Annotated in this window: 17 protein-coding genes; 11 read left to right on the plus strand and 6 right to left on the minus strand. The window is 69.2% G+C overall.

Annotation, left to right across the window (positions count from 1 at the left end; genetic code table 11):
- The first annotated feature begins 16 nt into the window (after positions 1–16).
- Positions 17–793, plus strand: coding sequence for an SDR family oxidoreductase (locus CY652_RS10890; protein WP_102130729.1), 777 nt, complete (start codon positions 17–19; stop codon positions 791–793).
- A gap of 172 nt (positions 794–965) precedes the next feature.
- Positions 966–2,561 carry an ABC transporter substrate-binding protein gene (locus CY652_RS10895; protein WP_102130730.1) on the plus strand — a complete coding sequence of 532 codons (1,596 nt, stop codon included), beginning with the start codon at positions 966–968 and terminating at the stop codon, positions 2,559–2,561.
- A 97-nt stretch (positions 2,562–2,658) separates the two neighbouring features.
- On the opposite strand, the gene CY652_RS10900 is transcribed toward CY652_RS10895, so the two are convergent.
- The 3 genes from CY652_RS10900 to CY652_RS10910 all read right to left on the minus strand — a co-directional run bounded on the left by CY652_RS10900 (position 2,659) and on the right by CY652_RS10910 (position 7,210).
- On the minus strand, positions 2,659–3,681 hold the full coding sequence (locus CY652_RS10900; protein ID WP_102130731.1) for a sulfate ABC transporter substrate-binding protein: 1,023 nt from the start codon (positions 3,679–3,681) through the stop codon (positions 2,659–2,661).
- 127 nt (positions 3,682–3,808) lie between these two features.
- Complete coding sequence (gene fabI, locus CY652_RS10905) at positions 3,809–4,591, minus strand: enoyl-ACP reductase FabI (protein WP_102130732.1); 783 nt, start codon at positions 4,589–4,591, stop codon at positions 3,809–3,811.
- A 57-nt stretch (positions 4,592–4,648) separates the two neighbouring features.
- Entirely contained in the window at positions 4,649–7,210 is a 2,562-nt protein-coding gene (locus CY652_RS10910; RefSeq protein ID WP_258002275.1) for a DUF3141 domain-containing protein, read from the minus strand.
- Between the two features lie 463 nt (positions 7,211–7,673).
- Between CY652_RS10910 and CY652_RS10915 the strand changes: the two genes are divergently transcribed.
- Positions 7,674–8,621 (plus strand): phosphate acetyltransferase, encoded by a 948-nt coding sequence (locus CY652_RS10915; RefSeq protein ID WP_102130888.1) that lies wholly within the window; start codon positions 7,674–7,676, stop codon positions 8,619–8,621.
- Complete coding sequence (locus CY652_RS10920; RefSeq protein ID WP_102130733.1) at positions 8,618–9,865, plus strand: acetate/propionate family kinase; 1,248 nt, start codon at positions 8,618–8,620, stop codon at positions 9,863–9,865. Before CY652_RS10915 ends, CY652_RS10920 begins: the two co-directional genes overlap by 4 nt.
- 79 nt (positions 9,866–9,944) lie before the next feature.
- Here the strand turns inward: CY652_RS10920 and CY652_RS10925 are convergent, their stop codons facing one another.
- Positions 9,945–10,565: an RBBP9/YdeN family alpha/beta hydrolase gene (locus CY652_RS10925; protein WP_102130734.1), complete on the minus strand. Its 621-nt coding sequence runs from the start codon at positions 10,563–10,565 to the stop codon at positions 9,945–9,947.
- A 246-nt stretch (positions 10,566–10,811) separates the two neighbouring features.
- On the opposite strand from CY652_RS10925, the gene CY652_RS10930 reads away from it, so the two are divergent.
- The 5 genes from CY652_RS10930 to CY652_RS10950 all read left to right on the plus strand — a co-directional run bounded on the left by CY652_RS10930 (position 10,812) and on the right by CY652_RS10950 (position 14,996).
- A complete protein-coding gene (locus CY652_RS10930) occupies positions 10,812–11,762 on the plus strand; it encodes a 2-hydroxyacid dehydrogenase (RefSeq protein ID WP_102130735.1) in 951 nt (316 codons plus the stop codon).
- Positions 11,763–11,889: 127 nt separating this feature from the next.
- Positions 11,890–12,813, plus strand: coding sequence for a hydroxymethylglutaryl-CoA lyase (locus CY652_RS10935; protein WP_102130736.1), 924 nt, complete (start codon positions 11,890–11,892; stop codon positions 12,811–12,813).
- Positions 12,814–12,864: 51 nt separating this feature from the next.
- A complete protein-coding gene (locus CY652_RS10940) occupies positions 12,865–13,392 on the plus strand; it encodes a YbaK/EbsC family protein (RefSeq protein WP_102130737.1) in 528 nt (175 codons plus the stop codon).
- Positions 13,389–13,646, plus strand: a complete 258-nt coding sequence (locus CY652_RS10945) for a DUF1289 domain-containing protein (RefSeq protein WP_102130738.1) — start codon at positions 13,389–13,391, stop codon at positions 13,644–13,646. The genes CY652_RS10940 and CY652_RS10945 overlap by 4 nt, the downstream gene beginning before the upstream one ends.
- 348 nt (positions 13,647–13,994) lie before the next feature.
- Positions 13,995–14,996 (plus strand): NAD(P)H-dependent flavin oxidoreductase, encoded by a 1,002-nt coding sequence (locus tag CY652_RS10950; RefSeq protein ID WP_102130739.1) that lies wholly within the window; start codon positions 13,995–13,997, stop codon positions 14,994–14,996.
- Between the two features lie 34 nt (positions 14,997–15,030).
- Here the strand turns inward: CY652_RS10950 and CY652_RS10955 are convergent, their stop codons facing one another.
- Positions 15,031–15,969 (minus strand): LysR family transcriptional regulator, encoded by a 939-nt coding sequence (locus CY652_RS10955; RefSeq protein ID WP_102130740.1) that lies wholly within the window; start codon positions 15,967–15,969, stop codon positions 15,031–15,033.
- 164 nt (positions 15,970–16,133) lie between these two features.
- Positions 16,134–16,583, minus strand: coding sequence for a hypothetical protein (locus CY652_RS10960; RefSeq protein WP_102130741.1), 450 nt, complete (start codon positions 16,581–16,583; stop codon positions 16,134–16,136).
- Positions 16,584–17,061: 478 nt separating this feature from the next.
- On the opposite strand from CY652_RS10960, the gene CY652_RS10965 reads away from it, so the two are divergent.
- Together CY652_RS10965 and CY652_RS10970 are read left to right on the plus strand one after the other, a co-directional pair.
- Complete coding sequence (locus tag CY652_RS10965) at positions 17,062–18,102, plus strand: bile acid:sodium symporter family protein (protein WP_102130742.1); 1,041 nt, start codon at positions 17,062–17,064, stop codon at positions 18,100–18,102.
- Positions 18,103–18,259: 157 nt separating this feature from the next.
- The gene (locus CY652_RS10970; RefSeq protein WP_102130743.1) at positions 18,260–20,104 is read left to right on the plus strand and encodes a GGDEF domain-containing protein; all 1,845 of its coding nucleotides are present in this window, start codon (positions 18,260–18,262) and stop codon (positions 20,102–20,104) included.
- Positions 20,105–20,212: the final 108 nt, after the last annotated feature.

Here is a 20,212-nt window from a genome sequence, read left to right on the forward strand (position 1 = left end):
ACGGTACGGCGCCGGCATGAGCGAACCGCTGAAGGTTTTCATCACCGGCGCCTCGAGCGGCATCGGGCTCGCGCTCGCCGCCGGGTACGCGCGACGCGGCGCAACGCTCGGCCTCGTCGCGCGGCGCGCCGAGGCGCTCGCCGAGTTTGCGCGGGCGCATCCCGGCCATCCCGTCTCGATCTATCCCGCCGACGTGCGCGACGCGACCGCGCTCGCCGACGCGGCCCGGCAGTTCGTGGCCGCGCACGGCCTGCCCGACGTCGTGATCGCAAATGCCGGCATCAGCCGCGGCGCGCTGACCGGCGAGGGCGAGCTCGACACGTTCCGCGACGTGATGGACACCAACTACTTCGGCATGGTCGCGACGTTCGAGCCGTTCGTCGCGGCGATGACCGCCGCTCGCCGCGGCACGCTCGCGGGCATCGCGAGCGTCGCCGGCGTGCGCGGGCTGCCGGGGTCCGGCGCCTACAGCGCGTCCAAGGCCGCGGCCCTCACCTATCTCGAATCGCTGCGCGTCGAGATGCGCCCGTTCGACGTCGCGGTCGTCACGATCGCGCCCGGCTACATCCGCACGCCGATGACCGGGCACAATCCGTATACCATGCCGTTCCTGATGGACGTGGAACGGTTCGCCGCGAAGAGCATCGACGCGATCGCACGCGGAACCGCCTACGCGACCTTCCCTTGGCAGATGCGCATCGTGGGCATGCTGCTGCGCGCGCTGCCGCGCTGGCTCTACGACCGCGCGTTCGAGAAGGCCCCGCGCAAGCCGCGCGCGGCCCGGCCGCAATAAGTCCGCGACGGGTCGGCGGGTCGGGCGACGATGGGTCGCGCGATAAATTGCGCGACGGGTTGCCGCGGTTCCCGGCAAGTCGCGCCGGGAACCGCCGGCGCGTCCATCCGGTTATGCGGATGAATTTGTCTCAGGCCGCGCGCGCCGGCCGCCGGAATCACACGGAGATCCTATGCGCTTCAAACTGCCCCTCCACGTTCTTGCCGCCTTCGCCCTCGTCGTGCCCGCGCTCGCGTTCGCGAAGCCGCTGACGGTCTGCACCGAGGCGAGCCCGGACGGCTTCGACGTAGTCCAGTTCAACTCGCTCGTCACGACCAACGCCTCGGCCGACGTGATCTTCAACTCGCTCGTCGCCTACGACGAGACGGCGAAGAAAGTCGTGCCGTCGCTGGCCACGAGCTGGGACGTCAGCGCGAACGGCCTCGTCTACACGTTCCATCTGCGCCCGAACGTCCAGTTCCAGACGACGCCCTGGTTCAAGCCGACCCGGCCGCTCGACGCCGACGACGTGGTGTTCACGTTCGAGCGCATGCTCGACGCGAACAACCCGTGGCACAAGGTGTCGGGCGCGGGCGGCTTTCCGCACGCGCAGTCGATGGGGCTCACGAAGCTCGTCAAGTCCGTGACGAAGGTCGACGACCATACCGTGCGGTTCGAGCTGAACCAGCCGAACGCCACGTTCCTCCCGGTCCTGACGATGGGCTTCGCGTCGATCTATTCGGCCGAGTACGCGAACCAGTTGCTCAAGGCCGGCCGGACCGCGAACCTGAACGCGCAGCCGGTCGGCACGGGGCCGTTCATGCTGCACAGCTACACGCGCGACGCCGTGATCCGCTACGACGCGAATCCGTCGTACTGGGGCCCGAAACCGAAGGTCGACCGGCTCATCTACGAGATCACGCCCGACGCGGCCGTGCGCGCGCAGAAGGTCAGGACCGGCGAGTGCGAGATCGCGCTTTCGCCGGAACCCGACGACGTCGCCGCCGCGAAGACCAACCCGAAGCTGAAGGTCGTGCAGACGCCGGCGTTCATGACGGCGTTCGTCGCGCTCAACACGCAGAAGAAGCCGCTCGACAACCCGAAGGTCCGCCAGGCGCTCAATCTCGCGTTCGACCGCGTCACCTATCTGAAGGCCGTGTTCGACAATACGGCGACGCCGGCCGTCAACCCGTGGCCGCCCACCACCTGGGGCTACGACACGGCCATCCAGCCCTACCCCTACGACGTCGCGAAGGCGAAGCAACTGCTCGCCCAGGCCGGTTTTCCGAACGGCTTCTCGACGACGATCTGGGTGCGCCCGGGCGGCAGTGTGCTCAACCCGAATCCGCGCGCCGGCGCCGAACTGCTGCAGGCCGACTTCGCGAAGATCGGCGTGAAGGCCGACATCAAGGTGGTCGAGTGGGGCGAGCTCATCCGCGACGCGAAGGCGGGCCAGCACGACACGCTCTTCATGGGCTGGGCCGGCGACAACGGCGACCCCGACAACTACCTCACGCCGCTCTTTAGCTGCAACGGCGTGAGCTCGGGCATCAACTTCTCGCGCTACTGCGATCCGAAGCTCGACCGGCTCATCGCTGCGGGCCTCGCCACACCGGACCAGGCCCAACGCGCGAAGGCCTACGACGCCGCCCAGCAGATCATCCACGACGAAGCGCTGTGGATTCCGCTCGGCTATCCGATTGCCTCCGTCATCACGCGCGCGAACGTCGGCGGCTACCAGGTGAGCCCGTTCGGACGGCAGAACTTCCTGAACGTGTCGGTGCAATAACCGCACGCGCGGATCGTCCGCATCATGAGAAAGGGGCGCCGTTCACACACGAAGGCGCCCCTTTCTCGTTGCGTCCGGCCGACGACGTTCGTCGCCCCTAGCGCAGACGCGCCGCCACCTGATCGTAAGTGCCGCCGTCCGCGAAGTGCGTGCGCTGCGCGTTTTCCCAACTGCCGAACATCTGCTCGACGGTGAAGGTCTTCAGCGGCGGAAACTCGCGCGCGTGCCTCGCGAGCACGCCGGAATCGCGCGGACGCAGATGGTGCTCCGCGATGATCTCCTGCGCGGCCGGCGTGTACAGGTAGTGCAGATACGCGTCGGCAACGCGGCGCGTGCCGCGCGCGTCGACGACCTTGTCGACGCGCGTCACGGGCGGCTCGGCGAGCAGGCTCACCGACGGATAGACGGCCTCGAAATTCTTCGCGCCGGGACCGCTCTCGATCAGCCCCACCTCGTTCTCGAACGTCACGAGCACGTCGCCGATGCCCCGCTGCGTGAACGACGTGGTGGCGCCGCGCCCGCCCGCGTCGAGCACGGGCACGTTGCCGAGCAGCGCGCGCTCGAAGTCGAGCGCCTGCGCATCGGTCGCGCCCTGCAGCTTGCGATACCCCCAGGCGGCGAGATAGGCGTAGCGGCCGTTGCCCGAAGTCTTCGGATTCGCGATCACGACCTGGACGCCGGGCCTCACGAGGTCGCCCCAGTCGCGGATGTGCTTCGGATTGCCCTTGCGCACGAGGAACACCATCGTCGTCGTGTAGGGCGCGCTGTCGTCGGGCAGGCGCGTGCGCCAGTTCGCCGGCACCAGATGGCCGCCGACGAGCAGGTCGATGTCGTTCGGCTGGTTCATCGTCACGACGTCGGCGGGCAGGCCCTGCAGCACCGACAGCGCCTGTGCGCTCGACGCGCCGTTCGACTGGCGGATCGAGACCGTCTCGCCCGTCTGCTGGCGCCAGGCGGCGGCGAAGCTCGCGTCGATGTCGCGATAGAGCTCGCGCGTCACGTCGTAGGACACGTTGAGCAGCGACGTGTCCGCGTGGGCGGCAGGCAGGCCCGCCATCGTTGTCGTCAGGGCGATGAAGAGCGCGCGAAACCAGCGCGATGCGCGTGCCGAACCGGCCATGGAGTCCCCCCGTGTGCGTTAGAAGATCGTGCGGGCCAGCCGCGATGCGCGGCGGCCGAGGCACGATTCTAGCGGAAGGCGGACGAAGGAAAGCCGGAACGGCAGGCAACGCGCCGGGCGTCGCCGCTTACGCCATGACGTGCGCGCCGCCGTCGATGTAGACGGTGTTGCCGCTCATGCGCCGCGCGTAGCGCGTCGCGAGATAGGCGGTGGCGAAGCCGACGTCCATGATGTCCACCGCCTCGCCGAGCGGCGCGCGGTCGACCGAATCGGCCAGCAGGCGGTCGAAGTCCGGGATGCCGGACGCCGCGCGCGTGCGCAGCGGGCCCGGCGAGATCGCGTGCACGCGAATGCCGAGCGGCCCGAGCTCGCAGGCCAGATAGCGGCACGACGCCTCGAGCGCGGCCTTGACCGGCCCCATCAGGCTGTAATTCGGCACGACGCGGTTCGCGCCGTCGTAGCTCATCGCGAACAGCGTGCCGCCGCGCGGCATCAGCGGCGCCGCGCGCTTCGCCATGCGGATGAACGAGTGGCACGAAACGTCCATCGCCTCGGCGAACCCCTGCGCCGACGAATCGAGCAGGCCGCCCCGCAGATCGGCTTTCGGCGCGTGGGCGATCGAATGCAGCACGATGTCGAGCGAGCCCCATTGCGAGCGGATCGCCTCGAACACGGCATCCATCTGCGCGTCGTCGGCCACGTCGAGCGGCAGCAGCAAGGCCGAGCCGAGCTCGCCGGCAAGCGGCTCCACATAGGGCTTCGCCTTCTCGTTCAGATAGGTGACGGCAAGTTGCGCCCCCAGCTCGCGAAACGCGCAGGCGCATCCATAGGCAATCGAATCGGCGTTCGCGATGCCGGCCACGAGTGCGCGCATGCCGGCGAGCGGAAGATGAGGGGATGGCGTCTGCATGGCCCGTCGCTCCTTTTGCGTTCTTTCGTTCTGCTTCGTCGTCTTGCGCCCGGCGCGTCAGGACTGGCGCGCCGGGCGGGCGGCACGCTTGCGCGCGGTCGCCGGCGTACCCGCCGCGCGGACCGGGGCGGCCGGCAGCGATGCCGCGTGGGCCGGCGAAGCTTTCGCGCCGGCCGCCGGTTTCGACCGCGCGCGCGGCGCGGCCGCCGATGCGGTCTTCGCGCCCGCCGCCGCTTTCGCGGCCTTGGCCGCCGCCGCGTGTTTCGTCGCGCCGGAAGCGGAAAGATGCGGCCGGGCCGCATGACCGTTGCCCGAGGCCTTGCCGTTCCGGGCCCGCGTGCCCTGCCGCGCGGTCGCGCGAAGCGCCGCCGTCTCTCCGGTCGAGCCCGCCGCGGCACGCCCGGCGCCCGATCCAGGCGGCGGCAACGGCGCCTTCTCGCTGCCCGGCTCGATGCCGAAGGCCCGCTCGACGTCGCGATAGCGTTCGAGCCGCTCGCCCTCGAGCGGCCGCGACGCGGTAACGACGTGGTACACCGCGGCCATCAGCGCGCGCCGCGTTTCCCGATCCGGCACGAGCGACGGCAACGCGTCGATGGCGGCCCGCGCATCGAGGTGAACGATGAACCCCTGCCGGCGCGCCGCCGCCTTGAGCTCGGCGAGCGTCGGCTGCCGGTCGCCCAGATAGTCGCGCGCCAGCTCGCGCATGCGCTGGAACGGACGGTATTCCACGCTGTGCATCTCGTCGGCGAGATAGGCGACGATGCGCACGAACGCATCGACGAGACCGCCCCGCCCGATGTCCCCGCGCGCCGCCTCGAGCCGCAGCGCGGCCAGCTCCCTGCGCAGCGCCAGCAGCGGCGGCGCGGTCGGGTTGAGCGCCTTGCCGGGCGAGACGCCGACGAGCGCCTGCATCCACGGTGCGCCGTAGACGTTGAAAAAGACGCTCTCGGTCAGCGCGTCCCGGGCATCGCGATAGCCGTCCCAGGCCGCGTCGATGCCGTCCGACACCTGCCGCTCGAACTGCACGAGCGGATTGTCCGGCGCCGCGGGCTGGCGTTGCGCGCGCACGGCGTCGGCCGCCGCGGGCAGCCAGGCGAGCGCCGGGTTCGCGTCGCTGAGCAGGCTGCGCTCGATGCGCGACGGATGCAGCTCGCGCAGCACGTGCGCGCTGAACGGATTGCTCGACGCCTGCACGAACGGCGAGACGAACAGGTCGTAGAGCCGCTGGTTGTTCTCCGCGAAACGCCGGACCACCTCGAACGGCTGCTCGTCGTCGCGGCCGTCGTCGAGCGCCAGGATGTCGTCGATCGTGCGGCGCTCGAAATGAATCTCGTAGCGGCCCTCGAGCGGTTCGAGCCGGCCCGCCTCGGGCGCCGTGTCGGTAATCTTCGCCTCGTAGAGGCCGGGCGGCAGCACGTCGATGAGGTCGAGTGCCGAAAACAGTTCGGTATGCTCGCGATTGGCGACGCTCGACGAAACGAAGATGCCGAGATGCCCCACCTTGTCGTGCAGGCAGTACACGATCACCTGCTGGTTGGCTACGATCTCGTCGACGCTCTCGTAGAGATCGGGGATCCAGTCGAGCGCCTGCTGCGGCGGCGTGATGTTGTCGCCCCACGAGGCGAGCACGACGATCGGCGTGCGGATGTTGCGCAGGTCGATCGGCGCGCGCCGGTCCTCGCCGTGGGCCTCGCCGCGCGTCAGATGGTTGCCGACGAAAAGGTTCTGCACGATCCAGTCGATCTCGGCGCGATTGAGCTGGAAGTGGCCGCCCCACCAGCGCTCGAACGAGAGGAAGCGCTCGCGCTCGGCGTCGACGTTCGCGTAGAGATGATAGAGCTTGTCCCACCAGGTGTTGGCCGGGTTCAACTGCTCGAAGTTCTGCACGAGCCAGGCGCCGTCGAAGCGGCCGTCGCCGAGATCGGCCAGGTACGACACCGGCCACGATCCGCCGAGCATGCCGCCCGAATAGCGCATCGGATTCTTGCCGCGCAGGCCGGCCCAATAAGAGAGCGGCGAGCCGGCCAGCATCAGCGGCCCGACGAGTTCCGGCGCCGACGCGGCGAGCAGCGCCGCGGCCCAGCCGCCCTGGCAGTTGCCGATCACGAACGGCAGGCCGTCCGCGTCGGGATGAAGCTCGCGCACTTTCTTCAGGAACACGGCCTCGGCGCGCGAGACGGACTCGATGGTCTGCGTTTCGCACGGCACCGGGAAGAACGTGACGCAATAGCACGGATGCCCCTTGCGCAGCGCGATGCCCACTTCGCTGTCCATCTTGAAGCCGGCGATGCCGGGGCCGTGGCCCGCGCGCGGGTCGATGACGACGAACGGACGCGCGCGCGGATCGGCCGGCAAGTCCGCGCCAGGCACGATGCGCAGCAGCGCGTAGTTGGCGGGATCGTCGAGCTCGCGTCCGTCCACGACGACCTCGTAGTCGAACGCGAGCACGGGCGGCATGCCGGCCTTCTCGTGCAGATACGTCTGGTTGCCGCGCTCGCGCAGCACGTCGAGAAACAGCACGCCGCGCTGCCATGCATCGACGAGGTAAGCGTAAAGCGGCTCGGCCGCGGCGGTTGCCGAGGCGACGTCGGGAAGAATGGGAGAGGCGGAAACGGCCACGGCACGGTTCTCCTCGATGACTGGGAGCGCGAAGCGCAGACCGGCACGGCTTACGCATGAGAACCCGCGGAGAACCGGCTGAAGCGAGCCGGCGCCGAGCCCGCGCGACGCACGATGGACCCGGGATGGACCCGGGATGGACCCGGGATGGACCCAGGATGGACCCACGATGGACCCACGATGGACCCACGATGGACCCACGATGGACCGTCTCATGCTGCAATGCAGAGTCCCAATTTAGGCAGCGCCTCCGTCAAAGTCAAGACGCGTCACAAAGGGCTGGATCGGGCTCGTCCGCGACAATGCCGTGACGATGCGGTGAACGAATCGCGAAGGCACGAACCGCATCGAATCGACACGGCGGCGTCCGCTTGCGTCCCGCGATCGACGGCCTGATTTACACTGTCTTCGCCTCGCGCAATGCGGCATCTCCATGCCGCCCCTCGCCCGGTTCGGCATGGAGATGCCCATGACTTCGTCGCCCGACAAGTACGCCATCCTGCTGCAACGCTGTTCGGGATTCCCGCCGATTCCGACGGCCGTCGCGCATCCGTGCGATGCGTCGTCGCTGACGGGCGCGCTCGACGCCGCGCGGCTCGGCCTCATCGCGCCGCTGCTTGTCGGTCCCGAGGCGAAGATTCGCGCGGTAGCGCAGGAACAGAACCTCGCTCTCGACGGCATCGCCATCGTCGACGCGCCGCACAGCCACGCGGCCGCTGCGCGCGCCGTGCAGGCCGTGCGCGAAGGCGAGGCCGAGCTGCTGATGAAGGGCAGCCTGCACACCGACGAGCTGCTCCACGAAGTCGCGGCCGCGACGAGCGGGCTGCGCACCGAACGGCGGCTCTCGCACGTGTTCGCGATGGACGTGCCTTCGTATCACAAGCCGCTCTTCATCACCGACGCGGCGGTCAACATCTTTCCGAAGCTCGCCGACAAGGCCGACATCGTGCGCAACGCGATCGAACTCGTGCAGGCGCTCGGCATCGGACGGCCCAAGGTCGCGATCCTCTCGGCCGTCGAAACGGTTTCGGAAAAGATTCCGTCGACGCTCGACGCGGCCGCGCTCTGCAAGATGAGCGACCGCGGCCAGATCACGGGCGCGCTGCTCGACGGCCCGCTCGCGTTCGACAACGCCATCAGCCGCGAGGCGGCGCAGACCAAGGGCATCCGCTCGGAGGTGGCCGGCGACCCCGACATCCTCGTCGTGCCCGACCTCGAAGCCGGCAACATGCTCGCCAAGCAGTTGACGTTTCTCGCCGGCGCGCAGGCGGCCGGCGTCGTGCTCGGCGCGCGCGTGCCGATCGTCCTGACGAGCCGGGCCGACTCGGTGCGCGCCCGCATCGGCAGTTGCGCGATCGCGGTCCTGCTCGCGCACGCGCGGCGCGCGCGCAAGACGGCGCAGACGCTATGAACACGACGAGCGCCGCGCGCCCGGCCGGCGAAGGCCACGTCGTGCTCGTCGTCAACGCGGGCTCGTCGAGCATCAAGTGCTCGGTGTACCGCGTGATCGACGACCCGCAGGCCGAGGAAGGCGCCCGCGCGCTGTTCGGCGCGGGCGGACAGATCGAGGGCATCGGCGTCGCGCCGCGCGTCGTCGCGCACATGGCCGACGGCCGGCTCATCGTGGACGAAACGTTCCCCGTCTCCCAGGTCGACGATCACGACGCGGCGTTCCGGCTGCTGCGGCTCGTGCTCGCAGTCGGCCTGCGCGACACGCCGCCCGTCGCGATCGGCCATCGCGTAGTGCACGGCGGCGCGCGCTACGCCGACGCCGTGCTGATCGACGACGCCGTTCTCGCGGAACTCGAGTCGCTCACCCCGCTCGCTCCGCTGCACCAGCCGCACAACCTCGCGGCCATTCGCGCGGTGCGCGCCGCTGCGCCCGGGCTCGTGCAGGTGGCCTGCTTCGACACCGCGTTCCATGCGGGCAACGGCATCCTCGCGCAGCTTTTCGCGCTGCCCTACGGCTATTACGGCGACGGTATCCGCCGCTACGGCTTTCACGGGCTTTCGTACGAATACATCGCGCGCAAGCTGTCGTCGGTCGCGCCCGAGCTCGCGCGCGGCCGCGTGATCGTCGCGCATCTCGGCAACGGCGCGAGCCTGTGCGCGATGCACGCGGGCAAGAGCGTCGAGACGACGATGGGCCTCACCGCGCTCGACGGCCTGCCGATGGGCACGCGCTGCGGCATGCTCGACGCCGGCGCCGTGCTCTGGATGATGGCGCGCGGCATGAACCGCGAAGAGATCGAGCACCTGCTCTACCAGGAATCGGGGCTCAAGGGGCTGTCGGGCATCAGCAGCGACATGCGCGAACTGCTCGCGAGCGAAAGCGAACAGGCGAAGCTCGCCGTGGAATTCTTCTGCTACCGGATCGCGCAGGACGTCGGCAAGCTCGCCGTATCGCTCGGCGGACTCGATGCGCTCGTGTTCACGGGCGGCATCGGCGAGCACGCGGCGCCGGTCCGCGCGGCGGTCTGCGCACGGCTCGGGCCGCTCGTCGGCATCGAGATCGACGACGGGGCGAACGACGCGAACCGCCAGCGCCTCGACGCGCACGGCAGCCGCGTGCCGGTGTTCGCCATTCCGACGGACGAGGAAGCGATGATCGCGCTGCACACGGCGCGCATCCTGCGCGCAACGCAGCGGGCCTGACGCGCTTTCAGGCGGCGGGTACGGAATAATCGGGACTCGGGATACCGCGGAATCGAACCGCGAACGCGACGGACCGCCTTCAGGCGATGGCGGCGCGAAGCTCGCCGCCGTCCGTGTCCGTCCGCGGGTCGTCGTCGCGCAGACGGCGCGGAGCCTCGCAATGCACGAGCGTATCGACGAAATATTTCGCGCGCGGCCAGGGACCGAAACCGGCCGCCGTGTTGACGTGCCCGGCGTCGCCGAGATTCACGAAGGCGCTGCCGAGCCGCCGCGCCAACTCGCGCGCCTCGGCAAGCGGCATCCACGGGTCCGTCTCGCTGCCGATCAGGATGGACGGCACGCCAAGCCGGCGCGCTTCGAACGCGCCGGCGAACTGGAATTTCCGGGGGCTGGCCGGCGCGACGAACAGCACGCCGGCCACGTCGGCGCCCGTCGTGCCGTGCAGCAGCGCGTGCGCGGCGACGAGACAGCCGAAGCTGTGCGCGGCGAGCAGGAACGGGCCGCGCTCGCGCGCGAGCAAATCGGCGAGCGCACGGCCCCAGACCGCGAGACTGGGCGCGTCCCAGTCCTCCTGCTCGACCCGCAGCGAGCGCGGGAACTGACGTTCGAGCCAGGTCTGCCAATGAGCGCCGTCACTGCCGTGCAGACCCGGCACGGTGACGAGCCGAGGCGGCCAGCGCGATTGAGCACATGAAAACATGATTCCCCCTCCCCACGACCGCGATCCTGAAGCCGATTGTGGCGCGGGCCGCGAACGCGTCGAACCAATTTATTTTGCTTTGCTTTTTCCACCTTTCGGCCCGCCGCCCGCGGCGCGACACCCGCCCGCGGAAAGCGCGACGCGCTCGCAGCCGAAAAAGTAGAATGATGCCGATCCATCCGCTCCGGCATCGTCCTGCCACGCGAGTCGCCCTGCCGGACCCGCAGGCCACCCGAACCGAACCCCATGAAAATCCTGTTCTATCTGCCGCAAGCCGATGCCAGCGCCTGGCGGGACGGCTTCGCGCGCGCGTTGCCTCATGCCGAATTGCGCGAATGGCAGCCCGGCGATCGGGCGCCCGCCGACTACGCCGTCGTCTGGAAACCGCCGCGCGAGCTGTTCGCCGAACGCGCCGGCCTGCGCGCGATCTTCAATCTCGGCGCGGGCGTGGACGCCATCCTCGCGCTGGAGAGCGAGGCGCCCGGCACGCTGCCGCCGGCGACGCCGCTCGTGCGCCTCGAAGATTCCGGCATGGCGCAGCAGATGAACGAATACGTGACGCACGCGGTGCTCCACTACCAGCGCCGCTTCGACGAATACGCGCGACAACAGGCACAGGGCCGATGGCAACCGCTCGAAGCGCATCCGCGCGCGACGTTCACGGTCGGCGTGCTCGGGCTCGGCGTGCTCGGCAGCAGCGTGGCGCGCTCGATCGCGTCGCTCGGCGTGCCGGTGCGCAGCTTCAGCCGGCACGCGAAGATGCTCGACGGCATCGCCACGGCGTCGGGCGAGCTGCACGGTCCGCAGTTTGACGCGTTCCTCGACGGCGTGAAGGTGCTCGTCAACCTGCTGCCTTCGACGCCGGACACCGAAAACGTGCTGAACGCGCGCACGTTCTCGAAGCTCGCGCGCGGCGCGTATCTCGTCAACATCGCGCGCGGCGCCCATCTCGTCGAACAGGATCTGCTCGACGCGCTCGCGCAAGGCACGCTCGCGGCGGCCACGCTCGACGTGTTCCGCGACGAGCCGCTGCCGGCCGACCACCCGTTCTGGCGCGAGCCGCGCATCGCGATCACGCCGCACGTCTCGGCGCTGACGCTGCGCGAGGAAAGCATCGCGCAGATCGCGCGCAAGATCGAGGCGCTCGCGCGCGGCGAGGCAATAAGCGGCATCGTGGAGCGCGAACGCGGTTATTGACCGGGGCACGTCGGCCGCGAACCGGGACGCATCAAGCGGATCGCCGGCAGCGCGCCGACAACAAATACGGCGCCGTCCTCCGGACAACACGCCGGACAACCGCGCCGGTACACGAAAGGAGACACGCATGACCTTGCCCACAGCAGTCAGGATCGTCGAAGTCGGGCCGCGCGACGGTCTGCAGAACGAAAAGGCCTTCGTTCCCACGGCGCTCAAGATCGAACTCGTCGACCGGCTTTCGTCCGCCGGCTTTCCGAACATCGAGACGACCTCGTTCGTGTCGCCCAGGTGGGTGCCGCAGATGGCCGACGGTGCCGACGTGATGGCCGGCATCGGGCGCCGCGCCGGCACGGTCTACTCCGCGCTCACGCCGAACCTGCGCGGCTTCGAGGGCGCGCTCGCCGCGCGGGCCGATGAGATCGTGATTTTCGGCGCGGCGAGCGAGGCGTTCTCGCGGAAGAACATCAATTGCGGCATCGCCGAGAGCATCGCGCGCTTCGCGGACGTGGCCGAAGCCGCGAAGACGCACGGCCTGCGGCTGCGCGGCAGCGTCTCGTGCGCGCTCGGCTGCCCCTACCAGGGCGAGGTGCCGGTCGCGGCCGTCGTCGACGTGGTCGAGCGGCTCGCCGCGCTCGGCTGCGACGAGATCGACATCGCCGACACGATCGGCGTCGGCACGGCGAAGCGCACGCGCGAGGTCTACGAGGCCGTGACGCGCGTGTTTCCGCGCGAGCGCCTGTCGGGCCACTTCCACGACACCTACGGGCAGGCGCTCGCGAACATCTACGCGGCGCTCCTCGAAGGCATCGGCATCTTTCACGCTTCGGTGGCCGGGCTCGGCGGCTGCCCGTACGCGAAGGGTGCCACCGGCAACGTCGCGACCGAGGACGTGCTCTACCTGATGGACGGGCTCGGCATTCGCACCGGCATCGACCTCGGCCAGGTCGTCGCGGCCGGCGACTTCATTTCGCGCGCCATCGGCAAACCGAACGCGTCGCGCGCCGGCCGGGCGCTACTCGCGAAGGCCGGCCACGCCGCAGCGGATGCCTGAGGCACGGCCGACACGCCCTTTACTTTCCGACGAACGCAAGGAAGAACCTTCATGACGGACACCACGCTCCCGCCCGCCGGCGCCCCGCACGACCTCGACGCCCTGCCCGATGCCGCGAAACGCATCGCGCGACTGCTGCACGAGCGCGGCCATACGAAACCGGTCGTCATGCTGCCCGAAAGCGGCCGGACCTCGGCCGAAGCCGCGGCGGGGCTCGGCTGCTCGGTCGCGCAGATCGCGAAGTCGATCCTGTTCCGCCGCCTCGCGGACGACGCGCCTGTGCTCGTGATCGCGAGCGGCGCCAACCGCGTCGACGAAAAGAAGGTCGCGGTGCACGCGGGCGAGGTCGGCCGCGCCGACGCGAAGTTCGTCCGCGAAAAAACGGGCTATGCGATCGGCGGCGTCTGTCCCATCGGCCATCTCGTCGCGCCCGTCACGCTGATCGACGCGGACCTGTTCGAGCTCGACAGCCTCTGGGCCGCCGCCGGCCATCCGCACGCGGTGTTCAACCTCTCGCCGCGAGAACTGGTTTCGCTGACGGGCGCGCCCGTCGTCGACGTCGCGCTGCGCGAAGCATGAACGCAGCGAACGGGGAGCCCGCGCCCGACGGCGACTTCGGCACGGCGGCGCGGCCGCCGCGGTCGCCGTGCATCAACGTGTGCCGGATGAATCCGGCTACCGGCTGGTGCGACGGCTGCCTGCGCACGATCGACGAGATCGCCGGATGGTCGTCGTTCGACGAGGCCGCGAGGCGAGCCGTCTGGCTGGCCATCGAGGATCGTCACGGGCAACTCATGCGCGCGCCGGCACCTCGCCCTGGCGCTCCGGAATAGCGAAAGCCTCAAAGAAAAAAGCTCGCAACCGGGCGGTCGCGAGCTTCAGTGTTCTTCTAACGTGATCATATTATGGAGCGCATCATACCTGCGCCGATCCGGCCGACGCATTGGTGGTTTCCCTACGCGTTGCGGATTCGACATACGGGCCTCGCACCGCACGATCCGTCCTGCCGGATACATCGGATTCCCAGGCGGTTCCCGGCCCGCGGATAGCATCCAGGTTCGGCGCATCGTCGAGACCGGGTACTTCCTCTAACCCCGTGCGGCCGCCGCGGCCGGCACGCCCGCCTATAATCGGCCGAACCGTTCCCGACCGCCTGCAAAGAGACCCAGGAGCCCCGGATCATGGCGTTGCCCGCCGTCCTGCAAAACCTGTCGCTGCCCGTCGTCGCTGCGCCGATGTTCATCGTCAGCTACCCCGAGCTCGTGCTCGCGCAATGCAAGGCCGGCATCGTCGGCTCGTTCCCGGCGCTCAACGCGCGCCCCGCGGCGCAGCTCGACGACTGGCTCGCGCAGATCCGCGAGACGCTCGACGCCCATCGGGCCGCGCATCCCGACGCGACGGTCGGCCCGCTCGCGGTCAACCAGATCGTCCATCAGTCGAACGCGCGGCTCGAACGCGACGTGCGCGTCTGCGTCGAGCACGAGGTGCCGATCTTCATCACGAGCCTGCGCGCGCCCGCCACGGAGATCGTCGACGCCGTCCATCATTACGGCGGCATCGTGCTGCACGACGTCGTCAGCCTGCGACACGCGCACAAGGCACTCGAAGCAGGCGTCGACGGGCTGATCCTCGTCGCGGCCGGCGCGGGCGGCCACGCCGGCACGCTTTCGCCGTTCGCGCTGGTCGGCGAGATACGGCGCATCTTCGACGGACCGCTCGTGCTATCCGGCGCCATCGCGAACGGCGGCTCGATTCTGGCCGCGCAGGCAATGGGCGCAGACCTCGCCTACATGGGCACGCGCTTCATCGCGACGCGCGAGGCGCACGCCGTCGACGACTACAAGCGCGCGATCGTCGAAGCCGAGGCCGCCGACATCGTCTACACGAACCTCTTCACGGGCGTGCACGGCAACTACATCCGCCGGAGCATCGCCGACGCGGGCCTCGATCCCGACGCGCTGCCGACGGCCGACAAATCGAAGATGGACTTCGGCGGCAATCAGGATAAAGACCCGGCGAAGGCGTGGAAGGACATCTGGGGCGCGGGCCAGGGCGCGGGGCTTGTGGACGACGTGCCCGGCGTCGCGGACCTGGTGGAACGCCTCGGGCGCGAGTACGAGGCGGCGAAGGCGCGGCTCGGGATCGTCGCGCCGGCAGGCCCCGGCGGCACGACGGGGCGCTGATCCCGCCGCAGGACCGCAGCACGCGCGCGGCCGCTCACCGCATCGCGGCCGCGCGGATCTGCTCGGGCGTCGGCCAGAGCACGCGCCTGTCGAAGTGGGTCGCCAGAAAATCGACGAACGAACGGACCTTGGCCGACAGATGCCGACGGCTGGCATAGAGCGCGTAGATCGGCAGCTCGCGCGGCGGCAGCGCGTCGACGAGCAGCGGCACGAGCCGGCCGGCCGCGATATCGTCGCCGATCACCTCGGTGCCGAGCATCGACAGGCCGGCGCCCTGCAGCACGACGACGCGCAGCGCCTCCAGATGATTGACGACGAGGTTGCCCGCCAGCCGCACGCGGCCGCCGCCGGCCTCGGCGAACGGCGTGAGCTCCTGCGCGGACACGCTCGAATAGTGGATGAAGTTGTGGCCGGCGAGATCCTCGATGCGGCGCGGCACGCCGTGCCGGCGCAGATAGTCGGGCGAGGCGCACAGCACGATGTGCGCCGTCGCAAGCTGCCTCGCGATCAGCGACGACGACTTGAGCCCGGACGGCGAGGCGCGGATCGCCACGTCGAACCCCTCGTCGATCAGCTCCACGACGCGATCCGACAGCGTGATGTCGACCGTCACCTGCGGATGTCCGGCCGCATAGCCGGCCACCGCCCCCATCACGTGGCGCAGGCCGAACGCGGTCAGCGACGAGACCCTGAGCCGGCCCTGCGGCACGACACTCGCCGCGCCCACGGCCTGCCCGGCCTCGTCGAGTTCGGTAAGCGCCTGCGAGAGCCGCTCGTAGTATTCGCGGCCCGCCTCGGTCGGCGCGACGCGCCGGGTCGTGCGGTTGAGCAGTCGCGCGCCGAGCTGCTGCTCGAGATGCATCACGTGCTTGCTCGCCATCGCCGCCGACATGCCCATCCGGGCGGCCGCGCCGACGAAGCTTCCCGCCTCGACGACATGCCGGAACACTTTCATGCTGACGAGGGTGTCCATCGCAATCGCTCTCGTTGAGAATCAATCGGCGATATTGTGCCCGCTTTGCCAATGGGCAGTCGTCAAACACAAAAAGGGGAAACGGGCCGAGGCGCGACGAACCGGGACAACCGGAGGAGCGGAAAAAGATGGGAGCGCCAGGCGCCGCAGGCAGGACGAAGCCGCTAATTCCGGTAAGGAGACGGCGGCATCGGCGCGCGGGACCCGTCGTTGCCGGTGGGCGCGAACGACCGCCAGCCGCTGTGTTCCGCGCTGAAGCGGGCGACGTCCTCGCGAATCGATCCGGCGCGCAGCGGGGAATCGACGGGCAGATGTTCGTCGGGCCGCGCCTCGGCGCTCACGGGCCGGATGCCGTCGTAGCCGGCGGCCATGCCGCTATCGCGAATGGCGCGGCGGCCGGCGTCGTCGCCATAGGCGCCGCGCGCGCCCGCATGCCTTGCGCCGTACCAGCGCGCCGCCGCGCTGCCGTGCGGAAGGGCCGGACGGCCCATCTCGCGCGCTTCGCTGCGGACCTGCACGCGCTCGAAGCCGGCGTGAGACGAAACCGGCGACGAATGGGCATGAGCGAGCGCGACCGCGGCCGCCAGACCGGCACCCAGAACCCACTGCCCCATTCTCGACAACCCTGCGTGCATTTGCGCGTTTCACCTGCCCGACGATCGGCCCCCACGGCCATCATTCCGTCCGTCATTCGGGCTGTGACAGGGCGGGTCCGGAAAACGGGGGCAGACAGCACGGCACGCCACCTGCGCGCACCTGTCGTCCCGATCACCGGTCGTCCTAATTTATTGACAGCCGCTGTAAGTGTCGAGTTTAAAAGTGTTATGTCTTCGGAAGGGTTGTAACGTCGTGTAACTACGCGATTTTCCTCATATTTTTCGCGAATCGTCCGCCGGCTACCACATCCTCCGGCAGCAACGGATGCAAAACGTGGGGCGACTCATGCGCCGCGCACATTAATCAATTACTCAAATGAATTTGCTTTTTTTATCGCTTTTCACGGACAATAGCAACTTAATCCGTGACTACCCGCGACCTGTCGTCGCACAGAGTGCGGCATGGCGCCCCAAAGGCGCATTCCGAGATCCTGAGATGGCCCGCCCCAAGTTTCTTCCCGACAACTTCACGCTGTGCCTCGTGGGCACGGTGATTTTCGCCAGCCTGCTGCCCGCGCGCGGCACGGCCGCCGTCGCGGTCGACGGCATCACCAACATCGCGATCGGCCTGCTGTTCTTCCTGCACGGCGCGAAGCTCTCGCGCGAGGCCATCGTCGCCGGCGCGACGCACTGGCGCCTGCACCTCGTCGTGCTCGCGAGCACGTTCGTGCTGTTCCCGGCGCTCGGCTTCGCGCTGAAGCCGGTGCTCTCGCCGCTCGTCACGCCGACGCTCTACATGGGCGTCCTGTTCCTCTGCACGCTGCCCTCGACGGTCCAGTCCTCGATCGCGTTCACGTCGATGGCGAAGGGCAACGTGCCGGCCGCCGTCTGCAGCGCCTCGGCCTCGAGCCTGATCGGCATCTTCGTCACGCCCGCGCTCGTCAGCCTCGTGATCTCGAATCAATCCTCGGGCGGCGGCTCGCCCTGGCACACCGTCTGGGACATCGTGCTCCAGCTTCTCGTGCCGTTCGTGGCCGGCCAGTTGCTGCGCCCCGTCATCGGCGGCTGGATCGACCGCAACCGCGCCGTGCTGAAGTACGTCGACCAGGGCTCGATTCTCTGCGTCGTCTACAGCGCGTTCAGCGAAGCCGTCAACGAAGGGCTCTGGCATCACATTCCGCTCAGCGCGCTCGGCGGCATCGTGGTCGTGAACGCGGTGCTGCTCGCGCTCGCGCTCGTCGTCACGATGTTCGTGAGCAAGCGGCTCGGCTTCTCGCGCGCCGACCAGATCACCATCACGTTCTGCGGTTCGAAGAAGAGCCTCGCGGCCGGCGTGCCGATGGCCAAGGTGATCTTCGCCTCGAACGCGGTGGGCGCCGTCGTCTTGCCGCTGATGCTGTTCCACCAGATCCAGCTCATGGTGTGCGCGGCTCTCGCGCAACGCTGGGGCGCGCGCGACACGAGCGGCGAGACGGACGCGGCAACGGGCGACGGATCGCGCGCGGGCCAGCGTCCGGCGACGGCGGCGCGCCGCTAAAGAGGCGCAAACGTTAAACACGAATTGCGCCGGTATCCTTGCGATCCGGCGCGCGCGGCGTCGCCGCTCCCCAATAAGTCGTGTCATCCAAAGTTCATTTAACTCCGGCGCGCGAACGCCGTTAAATGATGGACTATCCTGTCCTTATGGCTAGTCCATGTCCGCCGCTTCGTCGCCGTCGTCCCCTTCGTCCCAGATCGCCAACCTGATTGCGCAACGCACGTTGCGAGCGGTATTCCAGCCGATCGTCGATTTCGACGACGGCGCGATCCTCGGCTATGAAGGCTTGATCCGGGGACCGGCGGGCACGCCGCTCGAAACGCCGGCCGCCCTCTTCGCGCAGGCATCGGCGGAACGGTGCACAACCGAACTCGAATGCGCCGCGGCCGAGGCCTGCATCGAGGCGTTCGCCAGGCTCGGCTACGAAGGCAAGCTGTTCCTCAATTTCAGCGCCGACGCGCTGCGCGAGCTGACCGACTCCGGCAACGGCGCGTTCGCACTGTTCGGCTCGCGCGTCGACGCGCAGCGCATCGTCGTGGAGCTGACCGAGCAGAGCGCGATCGCCGACCTGCGCGGCTTCGCGCCCGTCATCGCGGCGCTGCGCACGGCCGGCGCGCAATTCGCGCTCGACGACTACGGCACGGCGAACGCCAGCATGAACCTCTGGGTGCAGTTGCAGCCCGACCTCGTGAAGATCGACCGCTTCTTCGTCCACGACATCGCCAACGACGCGCTCAAGTTCGAGGCCGTGCGCGCGATGCAGCATTTCGCGCAGGCGAGCGGCGCGCGGCTCGTGGCCGAAGGCATCGAGAACGAGGCCGACATGATCGTGCTGCGCGACATGGGCATCGGCAGCGGCCAGGGCTATTTCTTCGGCCGGCCCGACGCGCAACCGCCGCGCACGCTCGGGCAGGACGTGCGCGAGGCGATCCGGGCCGGGCACATCGCCGTCTTCCCCGAAGCGACGCGCGCCGCCAACTCGTCCTCGGGCAGCGCGGCCACGGCCAAGATGATGATGCGCGCGCCCGCGCTGCCGCGCCAGGCGACCAACAACGACGTGCTCGAGCTGTTCAACCGGATGCCCGAGCTGCACGCGGTCGCCATCGTCGAGAGCGACCGGCCCATCGCGCTCATCAACCGCCGCGCGTTCATGGACCGCTACGCGCTGCCGTATCACCGCGAGCTGTTCGGCAAGAAGCCGTGCCTGCAGTTCGCCAACGCCTCGCCCGTCGTCATCGAGCAGTCGATGAGCGTCGAGCAGATGGCCGAGCTGCTTGCAAGCGACGACCAGCGCTATCTCGCGGACGGCTTCGTGATCGCCGACGGCGGCCGCTACGCGGGCCTCGGCACGGGCGAGAGCCTCGTGCGCGCGGTCACGGAAGTGCGCATCCAGGCCGCGCGCTACGCGAACCCGCTCACGTTCCTGCCCGGCAACATTCCGATCAGCTCACACATCACGCGGCTGCTCGAGCACGACGCGGGCTTCCACGCGTGCTATGTCGACCTCAACCACTTCAAGCCGTTCAACGACCAGTACGGCTACTGGCAGGGCGACGAGGTGCTGAAGTTCGCGGCGGCCGTGCTCGCCGACGTCTGCGATCCGACGCGCGACTTCCTCGGCCACGTCGGCGGCGACGACTTCCTGATCCTGTTCCAGAGCGAGAACTGGCGCGAACGCGTGCTGCAGGCCATCGAGGCGTTCAACACGGGCGCGCTGCGCTTCTATGCGCCGGCCGACCGGCTCGCGGGCGGCATCCACGGCGAAGACCGCCGCGGCAACCCGACCTTCTTCACGTTCGTGACGATGGCCATCGGCTGCGTGCATATCGCGCCGGGCAGCGGCATGCCGCGCAGCAGCGAATCGATCGCCTCGCTCGCGGCGCTCGCGAAGCGGCGCGCCAAGCACGAGCCGTCGGGCTTCGTCGTCATCGACGGCCGCGACAGCGAGCAGTTGCTGCCTCACGACGAGCAGGAAGCGGCGCTGCCGCGCGAAGCCGGCTGACGGCACGACGCCGCTCGCCCGGTTTCCCCGCTGTTTGTTTAGCCGTTTTTACTAAACGGCATCGCACGCATCGACAGCCCGCAACCACGGGTATCTACGCATGCCAAC

The sequence above is a fragment of the Burkholderia sp. WAC0059 genome (assembly GCF_002870125.1).
In the GTDB taxonomy this organism is placed as follows: Bacteria; Pseudomonadota; Gammaproteobacteria; order Burkholderiales; family Burkholderiaceae; genus Paraburkholderia.